The organism is Priestia sp. YIM B13490, from assembly GCF_042787735.1.
GTDB classification, from domain to species: Bacteria; Bacillota; Bacilli; order Bacillales; family Bacillaceae_H; genus Priestia; species Priestia megaterium.
On record NZ_JBHZOT010000023.1, the window covers coordinates 1 to 22,176 of the forward strand.

The 22,176-nt window shown below is 35.4% G+C and carries 28 protein-coding genes and 1 pseudogene; 8 read left to right on the top strand and 21 right to left on the bottom strand.

Annotated elements, in window-relative coordinates; all coding sequences use genetic code 11:
* Both ACFX4R_RS27900 and ACFX4R_RS27905 read right to left on the bottom strand, forming a co-directional pair.
* Positions 1 to 440: fatty acid desaturase (locus ACFX4R_RS27900; protein ID WP_377571457.1), on the bottom strand; the 440-nt coding region annotated here is incomplete at its 3' end.
* Between the two features lie 340 nt (positions 441 to 780).
* On the bottom strand, positions 781 to 966 hold the full coding sequence (locus ACFX4R_RS27905) for a hypothetical protein (RefSeq protein WP_377571460.1): 186 nt from the start codon (positions 964 to 966) through the stop codon (positions 781 to 783).
* 386 nt (positions 967 to 1,352) lie between these two features.
* Between ACFX4R_RS27905 and ACFX4R_RS27910 the strand changes: the two genes are divergently transcribed.
* The gene (locus tag ACFX4R_RS27910) at positions 1,353 to 1,556 is read left to right on the top strand and encodes a cold-shock protein (RefSeq protein WP_075422885.1); all 204 of its coding nucleotides are present in this window, start codon (positions 1,353 to 1,355) and stop codon (positions 1,554 to 1,556) included.
* Positions 1,557 to 1,823: 267 nt separating this feature from the next.
* On the opposite strand, the gene ACFX4R_RS27915 is transcribed toward ACFX4R_RS27910, so the two are convergent.
* On the bottom strand, positions 1,824 to 2,042 hold the full coding sequence (locus ACFX4R_RS27915; RefSeq protein ID WP_377571537.1) for a cold-inducible protein YdjO-related protein: 219 nt from the start codon (positions 2,040 to 2,042) through the stop codon (positions 1,824 to 1,826).
* A gap of 190 nt (positions 2,043 to 2,232) precedes the next feature.
* Between ACFX4R_RS27915 and cshA the strand changes: the two genes are divergently transcribed.
* From cshA to ACFX4R_RS27930, 3 genes are all read left to right on the top strand, one after another.
* On the top strand, positions 2,233 to 3,633 hold the full coding sequence (cshA, locus tag ACFX4R_RS27920; RefSeq protein ID WP_377571465.1) for a degradosome RNA helicase CshA: 1,401 nt from the start codon (positions 2,233 to 2,235) through the stop codon (positions 3,631 to 3,633).
* Between the two features lie 535 nt (positions 3,634 to 4,168).
* Positions 4,169 to 4,357, top strand: coding sequence for a hypothetical protein (locus ACFX4R_RS27925; protein ID WP_377571468.1), 189 nt, complete (start codon positions 4,169 to 4,171; stop codon positions 4,355 to 4,357).
* Between the two features lie 198 nt (positions 4,358 to 4,555).
* Positions 4,556 to 5,053, top strand: coding sequence for a hypothetical protein (locus ACFX4R_RS27930; RefSeq protein ID WP_377571471.1), 498 nt, complete (start codon positions 4,556 to 4,558; stop codon positions 5,051 to 5,053).
* Between the two features lie 291 nt (positions 5,054 to 5,344).
* Here ACFX4R_RS27930 and ACFX4R_RS27935 read toward each other — a convergent pair whose 3' ends face one another.
* A complete protein-coding gene (locus ACFX4R_RS27935) occupies positions 5,345 to 5,827 on the bottom strand; it encodes a hypothetical protein (protein WP_377571474.1) in 483 nt (160 codons plus the stop codon).
* A 208-nt stretch (positions 5,828 to 6,035) separates the two neighbouring features.
* On the opposite strand from ACFX4R_RS27935, the gene ACFX4R_RS27940 reads away from it, so the two are divergent.
* From ACFX4R_RS27940 to ACFX4R_RS27950, 3 genes are all read left to right on the top strand, one after another.
* Positions 6,036 to 6,164: a hypothetical protein gene (locus ACFX4R_RS27940; protein ID WP_377571477.1), complete on the top strand. Its 129-nt coding sequence runs from the start codon at positions 6,036 to 6,038 to the stop codon at positions 6,162 to 6,164.
* Between the two features lie 33 nt (positions 6,165 to 6,197).
* Positions 6,198 to 6,326 carry a hypothetical protein gene (locus ACFX4R_RS27945; RefSeq protein ID WP_377571480.1) on the top strand — a complete coding sequence of 43 codons (129 nt, stop codon included), beginning with the start codon at positions 6,198 to 6,200 and terminating at the stop codon, positions 6,324 to 6,326.
* Between the two features lie 271 nt (positions 6,327 to 6,597).
* Positions 6,598 to 6,870, top strand: coding sequence for an HU family DNA-binding protein (locus ACFX4R_RS27950; protein WP_097825604.1), 273 nt, complete (start codon positions 6,598 to 6,600; stop codon positions 6,868 to 6,870).
* Positions 6,871 to 7,008: 138 nt separating this feature from the next.
* Here the strand turns inward: ACFX4R_RS27950 and ACFX4R_RS27955 are convergent.
* Together ACFX4R_RS27955 and ACFX4R_RS27960 are read right to left on the bottom strand one after the other, a co-directional pair.
* Positions 7,009 to 8,357 (bottom strand): IS3 family transposase gene (locus ACFX4R_RS27955; RefSeq protein WP_377571484.1). Its coding sequence is split into 2 segments (ribosomal slippage): positions 7,009 to 7,898 and positions 7,898 to 8,357, totalling 1,350 coding nucleotides; the frame shifts between segments, so codons are not numbered across the junction.
* Between the two features lie 472 nt (positions 8,358 to 8,829).
* On the bottom strand, positions 8,830 to 9,117 hold the full coding sequence (locus tag ACFX4R_RS27960; RefSeq protein ID WP_377571487.1) for a hypothetical protein: 288 nt from the start codon (positions 9,115 to 9,117) through the stop codon (positions 8,830 to 8,832).
* A gap of 917 nt (positions 9,118 to 10,034) precedes the next feature.
* Here ACFX4R_RS27960 and ACFX4R_RS27965 point away from each other — a divergent pair.
* Positions 10,035 to 11,105, top strand: coding sequence for an SDR family oxidoreductase (locus tag ACFX4R_RS27965; protein ID WP_377571490.1), 1,071 nt, complete (start codon positions 10,035 to 10,037; stop codon positions 11,103 to 11,105).
* 34 nt (positions 11,106 to 11,139) lie between these two features.
* On the opposite strand, the gene ACFX4R_RS27970 is transcribed toward ACFX4R_RS27965, so the two are convergent.
* The 15 genes and pseudogenes from ACFX4R_RS27970 to ACFX4R_RS28040 form a co-directional block, all read right to left on the bottom strand.
* The gene (locus tag ACFX4R_RS27970) at positions 11,140 to 11,520 is read right to left on the bottom strand and encodes a winged helix-turn-helix transcriptional regulator (protein ID WP_377571493.1); all 381 of its coding nucleotides are present in this window, start codon (positions 11,518 to 11,520) and stop codon (positions 11,140 to 11,142) included.
* Between the two features lie 748 nt (positions 11,521 to 12,268).
* A complete protein-coding gene (locus tag ACFX4R_RS27975) occupies positions 12,269 to 12,604 on the bottom strand; it encodes a hypothetical protein (RefSeq protein ID WP_377571496.1) in 336 nt (111 codons plus the stop codon).
* Between the two features lie 58 nt (positions 12,605 to 12,662).
* Positions 12,663 to 12,878, bottom strand: a complete 216-nt coding sequence (locus ACFX4R_RS27980) for a hypothetical protein (RefSeq protein WP_025908209.1) — start codon at positions 12,876 to 12,878, stop codon at positions 12,663 to 12,665.
* Between the two features lie 109 nt (positions 12,879 to 12,987).
* Entirely contained in the window at positions 12,988 to 13,548 is a 561-nt protein-coding gene (locus ACFX4R_RS27985) for a L,D-transpeptidase (protein WP_377571499.1), read from the bottom strand.
* Between the two features lie 288 nt (positions 13,549 to 13,836).
* Positions 13,837 to 14,250: an NUDIX hydrolase gene (locus tag ACFX4R_RS27990; protein ID WP_043977011.1), complete on the bottom strand. Its 414-nt coding sequence runs from the start codon at positions 14,248 to 14,250 to the stop codon at positions 13,837 to 13,839.
* Between the two features lie 74 nt (positions 14,251 to 14,324).
* Positions 14,325 to 14,966, bottom strand: coding sequence for a restriction endonuclease (locus tag ACFX4R_RS27995; protein ID WP_377571502.1), 642 nt, complete (start codon positions 14,964 to 14,966; stop codon positions 14,325 to 14,327).
* Entirely contained in the window at positions 14,959 to 15,912 is a 954-nt protein-coding gene (locus ACFX4R_RS28000) for a toprim domain-containing protein (protein ID WP_377571504.1), read from the bottom strand. Before ACFX4R_RS28000 ends, ACFX4R_RS27995 begins: the two co-directional genes overlap by 8 nt.
* 131 nt (positions 15,913 to 16,043) lie before the next feature.
* Complete coding sequence (locus ACFX4R_RS28005) at positions 16,044 to 16,322, bottom strand: hypothetical protein (RefSeq protein ID WP_377571507.1); 279 nt, start codon at positions 16,320 to 16,322, stop codon at positions 16,044 to 16,046.
* A gap of 50 nt (positions 16,323 to 16,372) precedes the next feature.
* Entirely contained in the window at positions 16,373 to 17,404 is a 1,032-nt protein-coding gene (locus ACFX4R_RS28010) for a guided entry of tail-anchored proteins factor 1 (protein ID WP_377571509.1), read from the bottom strand.
* A gap of 410 nt (positions 17,405 to 17,814) precedes the next feature.
* Positions 17,815 to 18,816 (bottom strand): annotated as a pseudogene (locus ACFX4R_RS28015) (ArdC-like ssDNA-binding domain-containing protein); the annotation flags it as partial.
* On the bottom strand, positions 18,809 to 19,084 hold the full coding sequence (locus tag ACFX4R_RS28020) for a hypothetical protein (RefSeq protein ID WP_377571511.1): 276 nt from the start codon (positions 19,082 to 19,084) through the stop codon (positions 18,809 to 18,811). The gene ACFX4R_RS28020 and the pseudogene ACFX4R_RS28015, both read right to left, overlap by 8 nt.
* 50 nt (positions 19,085 to 19,134) lie before the next feature.
* A complete protein-coding gene (locus ACFX4R_RS28025; RefSeq protein ID WP_138116216.1) occupies positions 19,135 to 19,572 on the bottom strand; it encodes a hypothetical protein in 438 nt (145 codons plus the stop codon).
* On the bottom strand, positions 19,572 to 20,771 hold the full coding sequence (gene mobP2, locus ACFX4R_RS28030) for a MobP2 family relaxase (RefSeq protein ID WP_377571513.1): 1,200 nt from the start codon (positions 20,769 to 20,771) through the stop codon (positions 19,572 to 19,574). Before mobP2 ends, ACFX4R_RS28025 begins: the two co-directional genes overlap by 1 nt.
* Complete coding sequence (locus ACFX4R_RS28035; RefSeq protein ID WP_200509118.1) at positions 20,768 to 21,025, bottom strand: hypothetical protein; 258 nt, start codon at positions 21,023 to 21,025, stop codon at positions 20,768 to 20,770. The genes mobP2 and ACFX4R_RS28035 overlap by 4 nt, the downstream gene beginning before the upstream one ends.
* A gap of 259 nt (positions 21,026 to 21,284) precedes the next feature.
* Positions 21,285 to 22,172, bottom strand: coding sequence for a hypothetical protein (locus tag ACFX4R_RS28040; protein WP_377571516.1), 888 nt, complete (start codon positions 22,170 to 22,172; stop codon positions 21,285 to 21,287).
* Between the last annotated feature and the right edge of the window lie 4 nt (positions 22,173 to 22,176).

Consider the following 22,176-nt stretch of genomic DNA (forward strand, 5'->3'; position numbering starts at 1 on the left):
ACTCGGTAAGCTAACCTGCCCCAGTAGGAAGCTGCAATATACTCATCAACTGTCATGACCCACACATCACCAGTTCCTCGTTTATCTAAGTTGCTGCTCGTAGCATGATGAATCGAGTGGCTTCGTTTCCACTGTTCATACGGAAACATGGTGATAACCCCACTGATTGTACCAAGGATATTATTCACTTTTCGGCTTTTGAAAAATGATTGATGACAACAATCATGGAAAATAATGAAGATTCGGACGACGAACCCGGCTGTAACAATAGCTAATGGCAGTGTTAGCCAATAAGAAACGGACAAACTTTTATAAGCTAGAAACCAAAGTAGTAAAAACGGTAGGAATGTGTTTATTAATTGCTTTATACTCGATTTCGTATTGGATTTTTCAAAAGGTGCTACATTTTTTCTTAATTCAGTCGTTTTTTGGTTACTCATGTGTTCCTCCTTACATCTTTACCATGTTTAATATACAGTTCTTCTTTACATTTATAGTAGAACATAGTAGCTGGTAACAAAAGATATAAACGTCAAGTAACTAGTATGACAACTGTCATACATGTGTGAATATATTATTCTTAATAAAAGGAAAAAGTGTGTGGGAAAAAATCAGTTTGATTAAAACATTATGATTATTTCGCTCCTAGCTATGTAATGGTGCTCATAAATGTGTACCTTTCCAACAGACTTTGAGCCACTACTTTTTAAATATAATGCGAACAAAAAACTACCTCCCCTATGATGACTAAGGATGGTAGTTTTTCAGAGCTATGAATGTTCAACTGTCGTTCATTTTGGTATAAAAACTCTTTAACAATTTCATCATATCACGCCCCGATGTTCTAGACAGTTTATCATTACCTTCATGCGTACTCACATACCAGCTGCCCTTGTCATCTTCATTTAATCTATATACCTTACCGTTTCTACTATCTGTATAAAAGTCTCCATCCTTCAGTCTCAAACGATCCCCCCTCTACCACGTATATACCCTGTATTGTACCCAAGATATCCATTTTATAAAAAATTTCATCTACACAAAAACAGCAGGGCTCTTAACACGCTTACTATTTTGTATGTAAGCTACATATGTGGAAAATCAATTGAATTTATTTACTCCTAGTAGATCTTAAATTAATCTTTTTACAATAGGATTTCACGCTTGAAAGGGTCATTTTTCCTGTATTTGCTATATTCAGTTCTATATGGTACGATTAAGTTAATTATTTTTGTTCGGTGTAGGATTAAGAGAAGAGAAATCTCTTCCATAGAAATTTTCATCTTAAGATAGTATGGTTGGACAAGGGTAGTAATACAAGTGTGGAATATTCCACACCAGGAGGCAATATTATGGAACAAGGTACAGTAAAATGGTTTAATGCAGACAAAGGGTTCGGTTTTATAGAAGTTGAAGGCGGAGACGATGTATTCGTACATTTCAGCTCTATTCAAGGTGACGGCTTTAAATCATTAGACGAAGGTCAAAAAGTAACGTTTGATATCGAACAAGGTCAACGTGGAGCACAAGCTGCTAACGTTCATAAAGTAGCATAATCAAAATGAGTAAAAAAGACTCCACCTGGGAGTCTTTTTTTACTTTTGCTTCCACTAGCTAGAAAAACCAGACTTAAAAGTCTGTTTTTTTGGACAAAGCGAACGGTACAAGGTGTAGACTAGTTAAAACATACACTGGAAATATAAAGCAAATAAGGATACCAATTTGTTAAGAAGTTTAATTGTAGTTAAAAAAATCAGAAGTTTTTGGTAATTTACACAAAAATGTAGGTATGAATTATTTTTGATGGGGATTAGGAGACTCATCTAAAAACGTTCTCGAGCTCTCATTTTATGGCCACACAAAGGACACTTTTGATGATTTTCATAAGAGAAGCTTTTTCTCATCCAACCATTACACTCTTCTGATTGATATTCCCAAATTTCTGTTCGTTCTTTAGGTAAGGGTTCTTGACCTTTCTTCCTATGGTTATAATACTTAACTACATCATTCCTCCTAAATAGTTTACCTTTTAAAAAAGAAATATCAGGACCCCTATCTTTCTAAATTAAATTACTCTCTATAGGTATTTCACCTTGTACGGATATGTTAGAACAAGATGTTCGTTGATCGTAACATTGATTTGTTAATACGCAGGAATAAAAAAGCGACATCTCTTTTTGAAGAGTGCTTTGCTCGTTTCTGAATTTAAGTAAGAGAAGGAGTACGAAACAGTTGAAAAATTTTTCTGATTTTAATTTAAGCAAGGACATTGAAAAGGCCATTCATAACTTGGGTTTTGAAGAGGCTACGCCGATTCAGGCTGAAGCTATTCCGATAGCTATGACGGGTAAAGATCTAATTGGACAAGCTCAAACAGGTACTGGAAAGACAACAGCTTTTGGCATACCCCTTATAGAGGGAGTTGAGCTTGCTGAAGAAGCAATCCAGGGAATAGTTTTAGCACCGACACGTGAACTGGCGATTCAAGTAGCTGAAGAGTTAAATCGAATTGGTCAGGTAAAAGGAGTTAAAACGCTACCCATTTATGGAGGGCAGGATATTAATCGTCAAATCAAAGCCCTTAAGAATAGACCACATATTATCTCGGCAACTCCTGGACGTCTTATGGACCATATGAAAAGAAGAACCATCCGTTTAAGTCATATTCGTACGGCTGTTCTGGATGAAGCAGATGAGATGTTAAACATGGGTTTTATTGAAGATATCCAAACGATTCTTGGTGGCATCTCTTCTCCCCATCAAACCTTACTATTTTCAGCAACCATGTCGAAGCAAGTACAAAGTTTGGCGCAGAAATTTATGAACACTCCTGAACTCGTAAAAGTAAAAACGAAGGAGTTAACAGTAAAGAATATTGAGCAACGTTATGTAGAAATTCCTGAGAATCGAAAATTTGATGTTCTTTGCAATCTTGTAGATCTTCAATCACCAGACCTTGCTATTGTGTTTGGACGCACAAAAAAACGTGTGGATGAACTTGCTGAAGGGCTAAAAAAACGTGGGTATGCAGCAGAAGGCATTCACGGAGATCTTACACAATCAAAACGTGCCGATGTGATTCGTCAATTCAAGGATCATACGATTGAGATTATGGTCGCAACCGACGTTGCAGCAAGGGGACTTGATATTACAGGTGTTAGTCATGTCTATAATTTTGATATTCCTCAGGATCCTGAAAGCTATGTTCATCGTATTGGTCGAACAGGACGGGCAGGTACTAAGGGATCGGCGGTTACATTTATAACCTCGAGAGAACGTCATCACTTAAAAGTGATTGAAGATGTCACAAAAACAAGAATGTCTAGACAATCACCTCCTACTTCCAGTGAAGTAATGGCAGGACATCAGGAAGCAATCATACACCGCGTTTTGAACACCATCGACAAGAGAGAGTTCGGGGAATATAAACCTGTGGCGGAAAAGTTATTAGAAGAAGTGGATTCTGTTACCTTATTGTCAGCTACTTTAAAGCTCTTAACAAAAGAATCGAATATGGCTCCTGTCCAATTAACTGAAGTGGCACCACTTCGTAATGAAAAGGCAAAAACGGAGCGTAAGAGAAGTAAAGGCAGAAAAGAAACAGTATGGCGTGAAAAAAAGTATAGAAAATAATCCCTTACTGTTTTATGACTATGTACTTCATTAGTAGATATTGAGATTTATCACACTGTAAGGTGTCAACATACAACTATCCCTTTGTGAACCAACTATCGAAGAAAGGTTGCTTATTTTTTTAACACATATACCAGAAAACCTATACGAATTGATGTAAGCCTTTCTCAGCTCCATTATAAGAATCACACGGAAACTTTAATTGTTAATCCTTATGATTGTGGAGAACTAAAAAAGTATCAGGCAAAAGAACGGAGTAAAAATAAAGAATCTTAGGAGATTTAAATTATGCCTTAAGATAAATTTTATTATTTCTGATATGAGACAGGATGATGGCTATGAGCGTAAAACTATTTAGTAATGGAGAAATAGTAAACATAAGAGTATCGAATGAATTAGTGACAATCTTAAGAAGTCATTATGTAAAAAACATGAAAAGATACTCTTATACTGTCAATAAATATCCAAGTACTTTTTTCTTTGAAGAAGAATTAATGAAACAAGAATAATAAGTAGATAAAGAGGTGCTACACCTATGCTTAAATTTAAAGTTATTTTTGAATTTATAAATGGCAGGACAAAGGAATTAAAATTTGAAGCCATATCAAAGAAAGAAGTCATTAGTCATATGACAAAATATGAAAGATTCATTTCGAATGAAAAAGAGCTAGTGCACATCAATTTAAATAATGTGGTACAGTTTATGGTTACAGAAGAAAAATAAGAATAATAAAAATAGGCATCTATCTATTAATTGGGGTGCTTTTTATTTTGATAGAAATACTGATTTAAGAAATAAGCAACGCTATAAGGTTTAGAGCTTTTTGATTCCATGATGTGTCCTCAGTGTCCTTTTTTATTTTGAGAAAACAGGGAATCTTTTAAGACTCGTCGTATTAATATAGATAAAGAGGTGTTTGAATTGAAACAATTAATTATCAATAATGTTGAATTTAACGTTGAAAATTTCGAAGAAAAAACAATTATACATTCCACTACAGGTGAGCAGCTAAAAAAGATTGGTTTTGCATTTTCGGTTATAGGAAAAAAAGATTATAACTTATATGACTTCTTTTTCGAGAGCCCCCATTTTGAACTTACTATTGTTGATACAAATGAGAAACTTAAAATGGGAAATATTTCACACAGTACTTTTTATCAAGCAGCAGAGATATCAGATGACACAAAAGTCGTATTTAGAATTAAGTTACAACAAGAACCAGTCAAAGAAAAAGAACTTACAAAAGATCAGAAGTTGATGGTTAATGCCGTAAATGAGGTTGTTTTATCTAGAGTAAGATTTAAAGCGTTAGAAGAAATACTAGAAGAAAAAGGATTAATCGAAGGTGATGAATTATTTGATAAGATTGAAAAAGTAGCTAAAAGAGACTTTGATACGTTAAAGAAAGAATTACTTTAGGGTAAAGAAGAAATAAATACGTAAAAGCACCCCTATCTTATCAAGGTGCTTATTTATTTTTCCATAACGAGCCTTTTCGTATATTATTTCCGAGAACAGTCGTTATGCTTAAGTAAATGATAAAGTATTTTGTGAAAATCATTAGTTTTACTATTCACTAAAAATATATACAAATATGTAATATTAATACAGAATCTTTTCTACCCTTACTATTCTAGACGAATAGTAACAAAGACTGCTAATTAACTAATATTCTTTATATAACATACATTTGAGAAATTTTTTTCAAAGTTATAGATAAGGGGAATCAACCATCTCAACATGGAGACCTGTTAAAACTACTTTTTCTAAAGCATTAAAACATTTTTGAGAGGTTCCTATGTACATATAATAATCATAGCCAAAATGGACAAAGAACTGATTTCCTAACTCTAATTTACACCATACTGCATTTCGTAATGTTAATTTTACTAGCTTTTTTACTTCTTGAATATTTATCCATTGTCCTATCCATAATTTTGATATGAACTCAGTTTCATTTTGAGCTTCTATATCTTCAGACCATTGTTCTAACCCTTTTATATAAAGTTTGTTGATATTCATTTCATTCATGAAGGTTATAACGGCATTAATATACTTTTTTTCCACTTTCAAATATTCATCCATCTCTACATTTATTCCTACTTCAGAAAAACAGGTCCATTCATCATTGAGAAAGTAACCATTATTATCTCTTTTTAAGGGGTTATATTTCGTTACTCTCCAAGAATACAACTAGCACTCATCTCCTCAGTATAGGTTTTATATATCTCTAGTCAACATACCAGAAACTCTTGGGTTTAAAAAGAACTCTGTTTGTTAAAGAGAATTCGGTATACAATTTGTACTTCCTGCAATTTTATTTAACTTATCTTTAAACCAATATAGGAAATAGGCATCAAAAATATTCAGAATAATATAAAACATCAAATGGAAGTAACTTATGGAAAAGGTAGTGGAAGCTATGGCTAAAATCACAGGAAAAGAAAAAGTAGAGTTTTACTTAGATGGAAATTTATTGATGGAAGGTCCAGCCTCTGAATTTTTTAAAGAAGGAAGCATACACAGGTAAAATATTCCATTAGGTTTAGGAGATAGGTTTGATATGATGAATTTCCCGACAATGGGTGACACAATAAAACTTCGAGTTATGAAAATGAAAGAAGATCTTCTAGCTTCAGGAGAAATTCACACGCTTAAATACTTTCTTTCAAATTATGACGATCAGAAATAATGGCATATCAAAAGCACCCACTAAAACAGCAACGTGTAATTGAAGTATATAGATAAATAAATCTATAAAATTATAGTTATACTTATACTTTTCATCTAAGTATACTTATGCGGAATTTATCATACCAAACAATATATGAATTTTCGTATGTAAATCATACAAAAAGAGGTTTTTTTCACTTTCTATCTAATGTTATAAGGTAACAAGTGTGTAGAAGCTAGGTTAACACCTCTACATACTAAGTTAAAATAATAGGATGAGGTGTTTGAATATGAATAAAATGGAACTAGTTAGTGCTGTTGCAACAAAAGCAGAACTAACACAGAAAGATGCTGAAAACGCTGTAAATGCGCTACTGGAAACAATTTATGACACACTTGCCAAGAAAGAAAAAATCCAACTGATTGGATTTGGGACATTTGAAGTGCGGGACCGTGCAGCACGAACAGGTCGTAATCCTCAAACAGGTGAAGAAGTAGATATTCCTGCTTCGAAAGTGGCTGCTTTTAAAGCAGGAAAGGAATTAAAACAAGCTGTTAAATAACTATAGTTTTTGATGAATAAAACCACTATAAATTTAAAATTGATTATAAAGATGGAAACATCAACTCCAATTTTATTATGGTGTATGTTCTCAAAAAACTACCTCCTTGAACTGAACCCAAAAAGTTAGACCCTTTATCTAAGCAGCGAATGAGGATTGAATTCTGTATTCTACAGGGGTCAATCCTTTTAATTTTACTTTTATTCGTTTGTGGTTGTAATAAACAATATACCTCTCTAATTCCTGTTGAAAGTGCTCCATACTCTCAAACTCTTGGAGATAGAGTAACTCTGATTTTAATAGACCAAAGAAGTTTTCAATGACTGCGTTATCGAAACAATTTCCCTTACGGGACATACTTTGAGTAATATTGTTTTCTTTGAGTAAATGCTGATATTTTGTCATTTGATAATGACACCCTTGATCCGAATGGAGTATTGGACGTTCTCCGACTTGTAAGTGATTAAATGCCTCATTCAACATTGTTGTCACAAGGGAAAAAACAGGCCGTTTGTCTATATGATAAGAGACAATTTCACCATTAAAGAGATCTAGAATAGGAGATAAATAAAGCTTCTCTCCAAACAGATGAAACTCTGTAATATCTGTGACCCATTTTTCATTTGGTTTAGACGCTTCAAAGTCGCGTTTAAGAATGTTAGGAGCGATCCTTCCTGTTTTCCCACGGTACGAGCGATATTTTTTGAGTCGCACGAGGCTCTTTAATCCTAATTCTTTCATCAGTCTATATACGGTCTTGTGATTAATAGAATACCCTAGTCTACCCAGCTCTAAGGTAATACGACGGTAACCGTATCTACCTTGGTGCTCATGAAAAATATGCTTAATTAGTTGTTTCATCTCTTTGTATTTATCAGGACCCTTAAAAGCTTTCGTCCAGTAATAATAAGTACTACGAGCGATTTTAGCTACCTTTATAAGGTCTACGACCTTATACTCATGCCTTAATTCAAACACTATTTGGGCTTTTTCTCGCTCTTTGATTCCCTTGATGCTTGAACTAAGGCGTTTAACTTTTTTAAATACGCAATTTCCATTCGTAGGTATTCATTTTCCTTTAGTAACTCTTCATTTGTCTTGTCTGTATCAAGATTTTTAGTAGGCTTTTTCTTCATTTTTGGACGACTCCTCTTTTTAGGAAACAGGCCATCCTTACCTTGTTCTTCAAAGGTTCTTTTCCATTTCGCCACCGTTGAGTAAGAAGGAATATTGAATACATATGATGCTTCACGAATAGACACTCCTGTTTTTTCCATATAAGTTAATACGTCCATTTTAAACTTCACAGAGTAGTTTGTATAGGTCGGCTGTAAACCCTTTTCTCCATGTTTTTGATACAATGCCACCCATTTTATAATATCTGATTTAGTTGCGCTTATTAACTTGGCTGTTTCCCTATATGAGTTGCGCTTATTTAGGTACAAATCAATAGCCTTCAACTTATCTTCAAATGTATGTCTAGACATAAAAGCACCCCAATCATTAGAGTTTCTTTGTCTAACAATTGGGGTGCAGTTCACGACGGAAGGTAGTTTTTCTGTCTACAAAGTGATAAGTCGATGAAGTAACTATCATGAATAGTTTGCTCAAGTTGTTATTTATTATCCGTTTATAGTGGGGGAAGAACATAAATCAATTTCTTTTACTGGTTATTTGCACCAAAAGGTCGGTAAGAAAGATAATAGCAAAGGGAACAATGCAAATAATGAAGATCTCACGAAAGACCATATAAGCCTTATTATTCATTTATATTGGATCCACCTTTATATTTTAGAGTAAACATTCTAGGGTTTCTTAAGTAGTAGAATGTTCGAATAAAGGGAAAGTATTCATATCAAATAAAACAACAGGGTTAATCATGCTGATATTCTTAGCATTTACTTCTCAGAATGGTGATATGATAGGTTATTTGTCTTGGATGGCATAAAAAAAGCCAGTTCATTGAACAAACTGTAGCTTATGGTTCTTTATTGGATTAAAACTGTTGAGATAGACCTTTTCTTGAGCATACTTGAAATAATAACCTAGTTCATCTTGGTGGATTTTACGAGTAAAGAATCTTTCAAGTGTAGTGTTCTTAGCAGAACCAAAAAAGTGATCTCCTGTATCAGTATAAAAGATGTCAATAGCGTAAATAGAGAAGTCATAAACATATGGAAGGCTGTACACAGCAAACTTACTAGTAATACCTTGCTCATACCTCTTGATGTGCTCTGTCTTTTTCATAACGTTTCAACTCCCTTGACTAAGGTTAACAGTACTCTCGAGAGTAATTCCTTCTTTTTATATAAAATAAAAAGAAGGACAACAAACAATGAAGTTGTCCCCCAAAAACAGAAAATGAACAAAACATGTTGCATATACAATGTGTTTTGTCATTAATCGATAGTATACCACGAGAACAATGTCCTATAACCTTTGATACATACATGTATAGAAAATGACATATATCGTAGCCCTACTGAAACATTGGTCATAAAAAGAGCAGATTCTGTATTTTGTAATCGACTCTACATTCGATAGAAACCTACTTTTTCTTTTGCCTAGGTTTCATCATTCATTAAGTAAATATTAAAGTACTTCGTAAATCATTAAAGTTTCACCATTTACTCTTACTGACGAAAAAAAATGGATCATTTTTCTACAAGATAGATGAATGATAACACTAATTTTTATAAAGTATATTTGGTTTTACTTAACGATATAGTGGAAAGTAAAAATAAACATAATTACGATTACGTTAACTAAGAATGTATAGAGTATAAAATATAGGAGTGTTGCTTTTTAACTGAAACAATACTAAATATGGCTCTGGTGCAAAAAGTTTAACAAACATGCAAGTAATCCCTTAACCGTGGACCAACTAATACTATCGATCTAAAAGGGAGGGTTATTAGTTTAGGAAAGGAGAACTTATTCAAATGGAAATATTATTCATAGTACCTTATTTTGCTAATGGTCAGATGGCACCTACAGTATAACCTGAGTTTTGGTGATGTTATTAACACCAAATATTTGTCTTAAGAGCACTGCTAGATTACCAAAAAGTGCCTATGGCACTTTAAAGTGCGTACTTCTCAAGTATAGTTCCATGATGCAAAATAACAGTGAACAAAGTACAGTACTGAAGGAGCTGTAATACTATGAATAATGGATCTCAATCAACACGCAAAGTCGCATTGGTCGTAGGCGCAAATGGTGTTATCGGTCGCAATCTCATCGAACACCTCATTACTCTCCCTGATTGGGAAGTGATCGGAGTATCGCGTCGAGGAGGCGAATCTGTCGGCCGTGTCCAGTATGTGGCTGTGGATCTGCTCAATATAGACGAAACCCGCGAGAAGTTAGGTGGTTTAACTGAGGTAACACACATCTTCTATGCGGCGTATCAGGACCGTCCAACTTGGGCCGAACTTGTTCCACCCAACCTAGCTATGCTAGTGAACACAGTAGAAACGATCGAACCAATTGCGCCAAGCTTGAAACATGTCAGTTTGATGCAGGGATACAAGGTATATGGAGCCCATCTCGGCCCATTTAAGACTCCAGCTCGTGAGACAGACGCTAACCATATGCCGCCCGAGTTTAATGTTGATCAGCAAGATTTCTTAGAACAAAGGCAAAAAGATAAGACTTGGACTTGGTCGGCGCTCCGTCCTTCTGTAGTCTGTGGCTTCTCGCTTGGAAATCCGATGAACCTTGCTATGGTTATTGCGATCTACGCCTCCATTTCGAAGGAGCTTGGACTTCCACTGCGGTTCCCGGGCAAGCCGGGTGCTTATGACAGCCTCTTGGAGATGACAGATGCAGGGCTTCTCGCGAAGGCAACAGTATGGGCGGCGACTGAAGAGCGTTGTGCCAATCAGGCATTCAACATCACGAATGGCGATCTGTTCCGGTGGAATGAATTATGGCCAAAAATCGCTCACTACTTTGGCTTGGAGACGGCGCCTCCACTGCAGATGTCACTGGACGTCGTCATGACGGACAAGGAGCAGCTTTGGAACAAAATGGTGGAGAAACATGGGCTTACTCGGCATTCCTATAAAGACGTATCTTCCTGGCAATTCGGTGATTTTGTGTTCTCTTGGGATTATGATTTCTTTGCCGATGGAACTAAGGCTCGTCGCTTAGGTTTTCATGAATACGTCGATACCGAAGCGATGTTTATGAACATCTTCGACGACTTCCGGAAACGTAAAGTCATCCCATAAATGAAAAGCCGGCCTTGTATATTAGGTCGGCTTCTTATATGTCGTATACTTCTTTAACCTTCGGATTGGCCAGAACAGTAGCCCTTCCCCCGTACTTTCTCTCTATATGCGAATCTCCCCACCTACACATCAGATGCAAGATCTCCTTTAGACTCCAGCCATACTCTGTCAACTCATACTCGACTCTTGGCGGAACCTGATTATAAGAAATACGTAAGATGACGCCGTCCTCTTCAAGCTCCCGAAGTTGCTGCGTTAACATTTTTTGAGTAATTGAGGGTATCAAGATTTTCAATTCATTGTTACGTTTCTTGCCAAATGTTAGATGAAAGAGAATCACAGGTTTCCATTTTCCTCCAATAACCTCCAAAGTTGCCTCTACCGCAGTGTTATAAATCTTATCAGGGTTCTTCATTACACGCCCACCTCTATTTACTGAATATTTAGACATTAATTACTAGCAAACATCCGATGAATTGGATCCATTAAATGCCCGTCTTTGAACATTATAACTGCAAGCAAAATATTACGCTATCCTTCCCCCGTGAGTTGAATAACTTATAGTTCGATTACTGACGAATAATTCTTTCTCTTATTCAAGAATATGGCTCATTTGCTTAATAGGATAGAATCCTACATACGCAATTTATATTATGCTAAATAAAAGGGACGTTTCACTTTCTTACTCACCCATTCAAGAAAAAGACCTCTAAAAAACAGTTCCTTTGTTAACTAAAATTGAATATGACATATCGTTTATAAAGGTAAATTACTTTTTATACGTACATAAAGGTTTATTTTAGAGAATAAGTAGACGTTTTTTTATAGGTTTTTTTATCGTGTAAAAAGGTGTACCTTTTTGAACTATTTATATTAGACAGCTTTAACTTTTGCATATTTTTATAAATGTCAGAAAATTTATAGTGACATGTCTGACAAAAGACCTTATAATAGCAATAAGACATATTTTTTTAAGAACACCTAAACCATCAAAAGAAACCGAAAAAGGCTATCTCATCTTTGAGATAGCCTTTTTCGAGAACTTTTCTTTATGATATTTGTATCTATATGCTCTATATTAGTATAAAATAAGATTGTGATTTGTCGTACAAATATTAAATAAAAAAAGTTACCTCAACATTAGCATAGGGATGAGGCAGTATTTACTCCAATTCTTCCTGTGATGTATCCCTTGTTGTGTTTTCTTCTCGTTGCATCATTTTCTGGTTATTACGAATAAAAGAAGGGATTTTGCTAAAATAGTGTCTCTTCACTTCACCATAAGGTATCCAGATTTCTTTTTCCTCAATAAGGTCATACACTTCATCTAAAATTTGATCTCGTTTCCTGGGGTGTAATTTGATATGAGGGTAGTTGATCGCACTAATATAGCGTTGTCTTAATTCGTTCGTTATCCATTCTTTCTGCTTTTGCTTTAATGCTGAAAACTTTTTATTCGTTTGAATTAATCGTCCATTTTGATAAACATGATTTTTCATATGACTTCACCCCTTTTCTCTATATTCCCATATAAGGTTGCTGGGCTTCCTTTACCTTTTAGGCTTTTTTCTTAAATTGTTCTTTCACATAGGTGCAATTTCGTTTATGCTCACTGGAAAAGAAATGATCTTGCTTATAATACACTTTTACTTCACAAGAAGGACATAGAAAGAAACCTCTTTTTATTTTCTCATTACTCACCTCATGAGCATAAAACTCTCCTGTTGCTTCAAACATCCATACATGTTTAGCTTTTTCAATTTTCGCTCGCATAATCGTATCCTCCTTCACCATATTTTTCATCTCTTTCTATGATAAGGGCTATATGGAAAGAAGACAAAGAAAAAACAGCATTCCGTGATAACGGAATGCTGTTTAGATATTAGTTATTTTTTAAGTTGTAGCCTTTGAATTTATATCCATATACGCTTGTAAGATCAACAAAGCTCTTATAGGAATACGTAATGGCAACCGGTGTGCCTACTTGGACTTTATCATAAAGCTTTTCGATGTCTCCATTATGCATTCTCACGCAACCTTGACTCACATATTTTCCAATGCTGCTCTCATTGTTATTGCCGTGAATGCCGTATGTATCACCATACGTACCGTTTGCATTTAACCCTAACCAACGTTTTCCTAACGGATTGCGAGGATCGCCCCCAGGAATATGTCCTGTATAGTAAGGACGGTTTTTAATTTTGTTCACGACTTTAAAAAATCCAACAGGTGTTTTATCCCACGTTTTACCCGTTGCTACTGGATCAACAATTTCAATATAGCCATTGTGAAAATAGGCAAGCTTGTTGTAGTACTTGTTAATAATAATCAAATCTTGATTCGCTGGCTTACTTGCTGCTTCTGTTTTCCACTGATTCACTCCACATAATGTGACCATTAATAAGGTAAGAACGGTCATTGATTTCATAAAAATGTTCTTCATAAAAACTCTCCTCTTTTTTATATTTTTATAAGAAACAAAAAAGCACCTTCCAATTAGAAAGATGCTTTCTCGTCACAATCATTTATAAATAAAAAACTAGTTAATCGCTGATTTTGACATGCAGAGAAACGCTCTCTGACGAAATTAACCTTTGTTTTGCGTATAACTGCTCATTCGATGCAAATTTCAACACCTTAAATATACATATAAAAAAGACCACTCATAGAAGAGAGGTCTTTTTGTATTGAGACACTAGTTTGTAAATGATAAGAACTATCTTTATCCTGTTTATATTATTCCTTGGTTGTAGTAAAGTGCATGCCCTTGTAAAAGTTTATTAATTCCTTCTGAATAATATGGAGCACGTTGTTCTACTTGTTCAATATCAACCCATTCAAGTTGAAATATTTCTTCAGGCATCTTAATTTCTTCAGTTCCATCTATAATATGTCCTTCAAAAGTAAAGAAGATAGCATGATGATTCCTTTTTAAAAACTTTCCTTCGTTGATAGCTAATATTTTGCCAGGTTCAATTGTCAATCCAGTTTCTTCAAACACTTCTCGAATTACAGCTTCAACTAATGACTCACCAGCTTCTACTCTTCCACCCGGAAAAGACCAATGCCCTTCATGATTATCAACCATTAAAATCTGATTGTATTTATTTTTAATGAGGGCATAGACTACTTTTACTTCTTCCATAAAATATAAATCCTCCTAATCGTACGGATGCAGTATATACAACCTTAAACAACTTTATCGTCATTCTACATTTTTTATTGCTTATTGATTTTTTCTGTATGACGACAAGAAGGGAAAGAGGAACAGCCAAAAAAACGAGTGCCATTCCCATCTCGTACAACTAGATCCTGCCCACATTTCGGACACTTACGAGGTTCTGGTGTGATATTTTCAAAGATTTCCCGTGCCTTGAAAACAGGATTGACTTCATTAATAAACTTTTGAAGATCCGCACGATCCACTAAGGTCACATCACATGCAGCTGCAAGCTCTTTTGCTTGTTTTGTGAAATAACTATTAGTCACAACCCACGCTTGATTCGCTTTATAATACGCTTTTGCTGCGTATACTTCTTGTACGGCTGAAAGACTAACCCTATTTTTAGCGCTATACCTTTTAGCCTGAATCACAATCTTCTCTTTTCCTTTCATCACCAAGTCAGCCCCAAAGTCACCAGATGATGGTGTTACTTGTATCTTGTATCCTAACTGTTGGAAAAGAGCCTGCAAATAAAATTCAAACTGCCTCCCATCCATTTTATCAATATAGGGCATGCCTGATTGGGCTAGCTCTTTCATATACCTCCGTTCACGAAGGACACGGTAAGCAAATTGAGAAAGCTTAAATAAAATGATGATAAGAAAAAGATAAAATACACCTTGAAACACCTTATCCATTCATTGAAAGCTCCTGTTCAGTTTGTTTATTCCGAAGGCCTGATGCTACAGGTTGAATGGCTTTCCCATTCTTCTTTAACTCCTCGTTCCAGTCTTTTGTTCCCTTTGGAATATCTGCCTTTATTAAATCAGCATTAACGATTTGGTTCATTTTGTCAATAAATTCTTTTCCCCCTTGGTCATTATCGACAGCTAACACCATTTCTTTGATACCTAAGCCTTCTTTTCGAGCTTCGATATAAGACTGAGCAACGGTTTTAGGCTTTAAACCATTCATACTAATAAGGCGTGTATTCTGCAATTGATTTTCCTGTATACTCCAATAAGAAAGAAGATCAATTGGGCTTTCAAAGAAATGAATCTTGTTTGGGCGACCAACATCAACTGAAAAGCCTGTATGGGGGTTATCGTTCGGTAAGACTTGTTTAAAAGAACCTCGTTTATTTTTTATCGAAGCTGTTCCTTGTCGATCTGCCCCAATCACTTTTCCTTTACCTCCATGCTCACGCCATTTAAACACGACATTGTTCCGTTTGTCCTGGGCGATTAAATCTTTTTGAAGGAGCCAGTTAACTAATCGAGGATCTATTTTACGTTCTTTTATGAGATAATCTTTTACTTTGCTTTGATCCTTTACTTCTAACTCTTTTGGGTAACGAAAAGGCTCTTTTGATGGTGAAACCGACGGTTGCTCATGTGACTGAGAAAGCTCCTTATAATCACCTTTATTGATATCTAATACAGCTTGTGGAAAAGACATCCCATAATACATTTGAGCGAAACTGATTGCTCCGTATCCTGTTTCATTCCGGCTATTCCAAGCATACATATTTCCTTTGATGAGTAAGCTATCATGTTCCGTATGACGATAATACTTTCCTTCTTTTACAAAGGTTTCGCCTTTGGCTTCCAGATACGACAACAAATCAATATCTCGCGCTTTCATAACCTCCTCCTCCTTAACGTGTTTTCGTTCTCCCACCTAAATCCCTCCTTCACTCCACGATATGAAAAAGGAGAGCTTTTCAGCCCTCCCATTCCGTCTAAACTTTTGCTGTTGAGTAACAATAAAGTTGATTAAAAAACGAATACCTTTTCTTCCAACTTTTTTGGTAAGGAGATTATACTCAACGATTGCTGTTCCAGTTCTACAATGTAGGAATCTTTATCTTCTTTTAAAAGACGAAACAAATCTTCTTTTTTGAATAGCACTCCATTTAGTTCATAATCCTTTAGAAATTGACCATACAATGGTATATGGCTTTCTTTGATAAGGTTTTGTATTTCTTCACTATTTACTCTTAGTTCTTCTAAAGGCATAGAATCTAACATCTTTTTCAGCTTTACCTCACTCATATTTCATTCTCCTTTCTATTCTTCAAACACCTTCTAAACATTTGCCAATTTTAGCGTTCCATTTCTTGTGTCTGGTCCCGTTTCTTTGAAGAAAATGCTCCACTGTTCCGTGCAAAAAACTTTGTAAATCCATTTTGTGATTTCTCTTCTTTTTTCTGCTTGTCGTAATCCTTTTTCTCTGTGTCCAAAGCTTTTTCAAGCTTCGTTAACTTTTCACGTTGAGAATCAGTCAAATTCAGCTCTTTTAATTCCTGCAGCACCTCTTTTTTTAATTTGTACACCTTATCAAAGGAATGCTTTTGTTCAAATTCCTTCATTTTGGCCAAACGCTGTTCTTTCTCTTGAGGTGTTTCTTGCTTGAGCTGCTTTTCGACAGGAGCCTTTTCTGATTCAGCTTCCTTTTTCACCTCTTTAGAAGAATCTTTTTCATCAGATATGCCTAATTGGGCTAACAAGCTTTGTTTAAATAGCTGCTTATACTGTGTTTCTTCACTAGGCTTCTGCATAACTTCTAGTACTTCTTGTTTGTAATCTTCTTGATATTGCACCTTTTCTTGTGCCTGTTTTCGTGCTTGAAATTGATGAGAAAGTTCATTTTCCATTCCTTTCAATTGGTCAGGGGTGAACTGTTTTTCCTTTAAAGCACTTGATTTCAACATCACATAATCGTTTTCTGCGTTCACACGGGCTAACATACTATCGATATCTTGAGGCTTTTCTTTTTCATGAGCTTGTAAAAATGTAAGATAGCTTGTTTTAAGCTGCGTTTCTCGATCTTTCTCTAAAACAGGATTCACATCATGACTTCTCAAAAAATCAACTGTTGCTTCACTTTTATAGGCTTGTTTTTGCCCTTTTTCATCCGTAGAAACAAGTAAAACCTGCGGTTTTTCCTCTCCTAGAGCTGATTGTATTAAGTAAACAGCACCAGAAGGTATGCCTTGCAGCTGTTTCTCACTGATGTTCGCCCAATCTGCCTCGATTTTTTCATTTTGTGGGTGCTTCATAAACTTCTTTAATTCTCGTTTATCGGAAACAAGCGTTTTAAATTGGTCATTTGAAAGAGACGTAATTTTTTTCATCATTCTTCCTCCATTTAAGTAGTATTTAGGCAATAAAAAAGAGAGCTTTTTACGCTCCCTTACCTTTCGAGTTCCTGTTCTTCTTTTTTCTTTTTGACGGTGCCTGTACGTTTTTGGAATTGCATTTGACTGCCCACTTCCATACGGTCTTGAAAAGTAAGAGATTGTTCTTGAACTTGACCATTCATGACCCCCTTCTCGTTTTTAGTCATGGTTGAATCAATTTGATGCTCAAGTTTCACGATTTCCTCCTTTGTCATCCATCCATTTTTGATCGCTTGTGTTTTGGTTGTATAATATTTCTCTTCAGCCGTGACACGATCTAAAATGCTATCTACATTTTGTGCCGATTCCTGTTGCTGTTTTTGTTTATAATTTTCATATCCTTCTTTCATTTTCTCTTGTGCATTTTCAGAAGAAAGAGGATCTGCTTGCTGCTGTTTTTCATCCTTTTTTTCTGGTGACTGATTTTTTTCTCGTTCTTTTACCAACGTTTCTTCGATTGTTTCAATAAAGCCAACTGACGTTTCATGTACCTCTTTTAATAGCTTGTTTTTGTCTTCAAAGTTCTTTCCCTTTGTCCAGTTCGAGAGGTAGTCAAGAGAATACTCACTCGTATCAATTCCAAAGTAGGACGAAACGGTATAAGCTGTCATTTCTGCCTGAAACTCTTTTTCCGAAGCTGTATAGTTTAGATATGTGTCCTTTGTATGAAGTTTGGCATGGGTAAGTTCGTGAAGCAGTGTTTTCACATTTTGCTTTTCTGAATTACGAGGATTCAGTGCCACCTCTTTTGTTAATGTATAAGAAACCCCTTTTGCAGATCCTAGTTCTTCTTTAGGAGCAATGATGGAAATACCGTTCTTTTCCGCAATAGCTTCCATTCCTTTATAAAGTGCCTTGTAATCCTCTATATTGCCTTCTAACCAACGATTCGGAAAGATCTTAGGTAAATCACTCGCTTTTGCGTTCGTCTGCGACACGTCGAAAACATGGCCGACTGAAAAGTACAGTCGGCCTTGAGTGATTTCTTTTTTACCCTCTTTAATCAGCTTCTTTTCTTGAGGAGTGGCTTTATTAATCGACTTCCATTTCCCTTTTTCATCTTTAAATTTAGGCACCGTTTTGTTTGGAACAAGGATCTTAATGCCCTTTTCACCTTTATTGACAGAGAACCCTTTATCTTTCCAAAATTTAAATGAGCCAACAGCCTGGGCACCAAAGAACTGTTCTTGAATAAGAGCCGTGTTTGACATCGAGTATTGATAAAACTTACCCATAAAAGATAAATAGTCTTTTAGTTCTTCGGCAGAATGAAAATGCTGCTCCATTTTCTTTTCCATCCCTTTTGTTAGCTCTTCAACCTCTTTACGCTTATCTTCGACGGATTTCTTTGCATAGGCTTTACTCATTTTCCTCCCCCTCTTCTTGATAGGAGATCTCCTTTAGTTCTTCTAATTCTTGTTCATACCAAGGTTCCTCTAAATCCACAAAAAGCTTCTGTGTTTTGATATTCATAGGCACCAACATATTCTCTTGATGCACGACATATTGATGAAACTCCTTCGCTTCTTCTGGACTTAAATTTACCTCTACTTCTTTGTCTTGATACTGTACAATGGCATGATCCTCTCCTACAGCTTTAATCGAAGCTAATACTAAATCTTTGTTAAAAAACATAATGATTAATTCCTCCTTTTAGTATTTAAATTTCTTTTTATATGAAACAATCAGTGAGATTGTTGTTTCCCTCTCGACTCTTCCCAATCAATACGTTTTTGACGTTGATTCGCAATTCGTTTCTCAACAGCTTCCTTCGCAACTTTCGTGCTATCTAACTCTTGTAAATCGGTTGTCATTAATCCATCAAAACCGTGATGGAAGAAAAGACCGTTCATATATTCAATTAAAATTTGTGTGTTTTTATCAGCACTGTTTGCCCCAAGACGAATCTTCGTTAATTCATCTTTTAAAACCTGATGTAAGTTGTTGCTTACCACTTCTGAAATATATTGTAATGACCATTCCTTTTCCTTGGTTTCTTGGTACTTTTGGCAAATATCCATAATGGCTTCCCCAGGAAAACGAAAGTGATGTTCCTCCATATAAGCTTGAATATATTCATCTGTTTTCGTATCTAATGAAATGGTACGTCGATGTTTCTCCATCATTCATAACCCCTTTCAGCTTCTCGATTATGTTCAATATCTTTTTGCAATTGCTCATAATGTTTTTGGTTTTTCCAACTTTCATATTCTGATTTAAACGCTCGCTCCATCTTTTTTAATGCAAAATGCATGGAGACATGTTGATTAAAACTTTCAGGACGCTTTGATTGTTTCCTGCTTTCTACCATTCTTTTAATCTGTTGCTGCTGCTTATCATAATCTTTCATTTCTTTTAAGAAGGCATTTCCCATTCGCTTATAAAGATCATCAATTTTCGTTTGCTTATAATTCTTATATCGTTTCTCATCAACCTTTCCTTCTCCATACGCTTTCTTTAATTCCTCTACTTCTTTATCTAACTTTTTAAGTAATTGTTGATACTCATGGCTATGATACTTTTCAATATATTTTTGACTTAGTACATCAATAAATGGCTTCATTGGTTTTAATGTTCGATAGCTATATTGCCACTGCCTTTTATCTTCTGGAAGATGATTATAGATTTGGAGAAACAATGGTTGAATGTCACGATTCTTCCACCTTAAAGAAGAATCCTGCCTCTTCTTCCCGACCATATCATTTCGAATTAACTCATTTATCTTCTGGTGCTGCTCACCTCGATTTAAAATTTGATTCACGACTGTTGACTTCATCGCATCCAACGTTTTAGGCTTTCTTTTACCTCGTTCACGAGTAGGTTGTGGTTCCACTGTTGCAATATGAATATGAATGTTCCCTGTATTGTAGTGTATGGCAGCCGACCAAACAGCCGAACCATTTAACCTTTCCCTTTTAAGCATTTCCTTCATGGACTCACGGGTAATCTCCATTAATTTTTTCTCATCCACTGTATGAGTATGAGCGTCATATAAACCATTTTCTTGGAGCCAAGGATTATGAAATGTGATGACATCTTGCCACATAATACTGTTATTTTTTTGTGCTTTTTCAAACAACTTTTTTAATTGCTTTTTCTCCTGCCCATTCAATTGATTCGATTGATCCGTAAATAAAGAAGAAGTTTTATCAGGGTTGGCTAAGTAATCCTGATAAAGAGTAAACAGTTTTTCGTGTCCACCATATTCTTTTTTGGCATCTTCACGATCCACATAATCGACGTACTCTTTATATGCTTTTAGATTAGATGTCACAAATTTTGTTTTTAGTACGACTCCTGGTGTAACAGTAGGCGCACTCATTCCTCATCTTCTCCCATCATATCTTGAATAAATCCATTGATGGTTTCAATTGCAATTGCACACCTTTCCATCATTTTTATGTTTCGATCAATGAGCCGTTCTAACTCTGCTTCACGATCTTTTTGTTCTTGAAAAACAGCCAGTGTTTCAATCTGACCTTTTAAGAATTCCTGTCGAGAAATCTTTTTTTCTTTTGCAATTTTATCAATTTTTTTTAGTGCAACTGGATCAACATATCGAATTTTAATTTCCATTTTATCCGACCTCTCTTTTGTAGTAGTGCTCTCCCCCCTAAAAAGAGAGAAGAGCATAAGGGGTTTTTGCCCCCACCATAGGTGTGGGGCTAGGCAGAGCCTAGCAAAACCGTGGGTACAAGAAAACCTGTTGAATGTGAACCTACTGTTGACCTAAACCCTGCCATGTTAACCTACTGTGAACATGAAAAACTAATGATGTGAACCTACTGTGAACCTCAAAAAAACACATGTTGACCTACTGTTAACATGCGTTTTTTCACTTCATGGCTAAATCTTGTTGCTTTTCATTCAATTTTTGGAGCTTTTCTTGTAAACTTTTTTGTTCATCTTTATAGAGCTGAATACTTTCATCACTTGATTGAATCGCATCCTTTTTCATCGCAATTTTTGATTCAGTATCGGCTTTTTCCTCATTCACTTGGTACTTCATATCACGTTGTAGCTCATTCATTTCTTGTTGGGTTTGACGTTTGTGTTTGGCTTCCACTGTGATTGCTTTTTCATAGTTTTTCATTTTCTTTTTGACAAACTGTTTCTCTAAATCATTGACCAAAAGCGCATATTCTTGTTTGCTTTTTGTTCCTTTTCCTTCTTCACTTTTCGTTTTTCGTTGGTCAGAATAGAGCGTTGTAATTAACGCATGAGCATCTATTTTCTCTGTTGAATCTGTTTCTGAATCACTCGTTACATCATCCACGTTTATCGTTTCTTTTTCTTCATTTTCTTGATATAGATCAAAGGCAAGTGCTTCCCAATTTGGAGATAGATCGCTGATTCTTACCACATAATAGCCATCATCTTCATACAATAAATGAACAGGTAGTTTGATGTTTGGATTCGCTTTTTCTTGTGCCACAAAGCTTACTTCTTCTTCATCTGTTTGATCCATTTTGATAACCATATCCAGTGAGGCATTAGCCGGGTGATACACACGATTCTCAATCGTGACTGTTCCAGTAATGTTTGAAGAAATGGCTTCATAGGTTTTGGTATGATACAAAGGATCTTCTGTTTTTAAGTAGAATTTCGATGTTAGTAAGGATAAAAAACCGATAAAGAAAAAGATCAACATTGCTGTATACTTCCATGACCGATTGCGATTTAAATTAAATCGATAATCTTCAAATTGCTTCTTAAATGCCATCTGC

Bases quoted from the DNA above. Each gene is read 5' to 3' on its own strand.
- ACFX4R_RS27910 (WP_075422885.1), top strand. From the start codon at position 1,353: ATGGAACAAGGTACAGTAAAATGGTTTAATGCAGACAAAGGGTTCGGT.
- ACFX4R_RS27925 (WP_377571468.1), top strand. From the start codon at position 4,169: ATGCTTAAATTTAAAGTTATTTTTGAATTTATAAATGGCAGGACAAAG.
- ACFX4R_RS27940 (WP_377571477.1), top strand. From the start codon at position 6,036: ATGGAAAAGGTAGTGGAAGCTATGGCTAAAATCACAGGAAAAGAAAAA.
- ACFX4R_RS27945 (WP_377571480.1), top strand. From the start codon at position 6,198: ATGATGAATTTCCCGACAATGGGTGACACAATAAAACTTCGAGTTATG.
- ACFX4R_RS27950 (WP_097825604.1), top strand. From the start codon at position 6,598: ATGAATAAAATGGAACTAGTTAGTGCTGTTGCAACAAAAGCAGAACTA.
- ACFX4R_RS27960 (WP_377571487.1), bottom strand. From the start codon at position 9,117: ATGAAAAAGACAGAGCACATCAAGAGGTATGAGCAAGGTATTACTAGT.
- ACFX4R_RS27965 (WP_377571490.1), top strand. From the start codon at position 10,035: ATGAATAATGGATCTCAATCAACACGCAAAGTCGCATTGGTCGTAGGC.
- ACFX4R_RS27970 (WP_377571493.1), bottom strand. From the start codon at position 11,520: ATGAAGAACCCTGATAAGATTTATAACACTGCGGTAGAGGCAACTTTG.
- ACFX4R_RS27975 (WP_377571496.1), bottom strand. From the start codon at position 12,604: ATGAAAAATCATGTTTATCAAAATGGACGATTAATTCAAACGAATAAA.
- ACFX4R_RS27980 (WP_025908209.1), bottom strand. From the start codon at position 12,878: ATGCGAGCGAAAATTGAAAAAGCTAAACATGTATGGATGTTTGAAGCA.
- ACFX4R_RS27985 (WP_377571499.1), bottom strand. From the start codon at position 13,548: ATGAAGAACATTTTTATGAAATCAATGACCGTTCTTACCTTATTAATG.
- ACFX4R_RS27990 (WP_043977011.1), bottom strand. From the start codon at position 14,250: ATGGAAGAAGTAAAAGTAGTCTATGCCCTCATTAAAAATAAATACAAT.
- ACFX4R_RS27995 (WP_377571502.1), bottom strand. From the start codon at position 14,966: ATGGATAAGGTGTTTCAAGGTGTATTTTATCTTTTTCTTATCATCATT.
- ACFX4R_RS28000 (WP_377571504.1), bottom strand. From the start codon at position 15,912: ATGAAAGCGCGAGATATTGATTTGTTGTCGTATCTGGAAGCCAAAGGC.
- ACFX4R_RS28005 (WP_377571507.1), bottom strand. From the start codon at position 16,322: ATGAGTGAGGTAAAGCTGAAAAAGATGTTAGATTCTATGCCTTTAGAA.
- ACFX4R_RS28010 (WP_377571509.1), bottom strand. From the start codon at position 17,404: ATGAAAAAAATTACGTCTCTTTCAAATGACCAATTTAAAACGCTTGTT.
- ACFX4R_RS28020 (WP_377571511.1), bottom strand. From the start codon at position 19,084: ATGTTTTTTAACAAAGATTTAGTATTAGCTTCGATTAAAGCTGTAGGA.
- ACFX4R_RS28025 (WP_138116216.1), bottom strand. From the start codon at position 19,572: ATGGAGAAACATCGACGTACCATTTCATTAGATACGAAAACAGATGAA.
- mobP2 (WP_377571513.1), bottom strand. From the start codon at position 20,771: ATGAGTGCGCCTACTGTTACACCAGGAGTCGTACTAAAAACAAAATTT.
- ACFX4R_RS28035 (WP_200509118.1), bottom strand. From the start codon at position 21,025: ATGGAAATTAAAATTCGATATGTTGATCCAGTTGCACTAAAAAAAATT.
- ACFX4R_RS28040 (WP_377571516.1), bottom strand. From the start codon at position 22,172: ATGGCATTTAAGAAGCAATTTGAAGATTATCGATTTAATTTAAATCGC.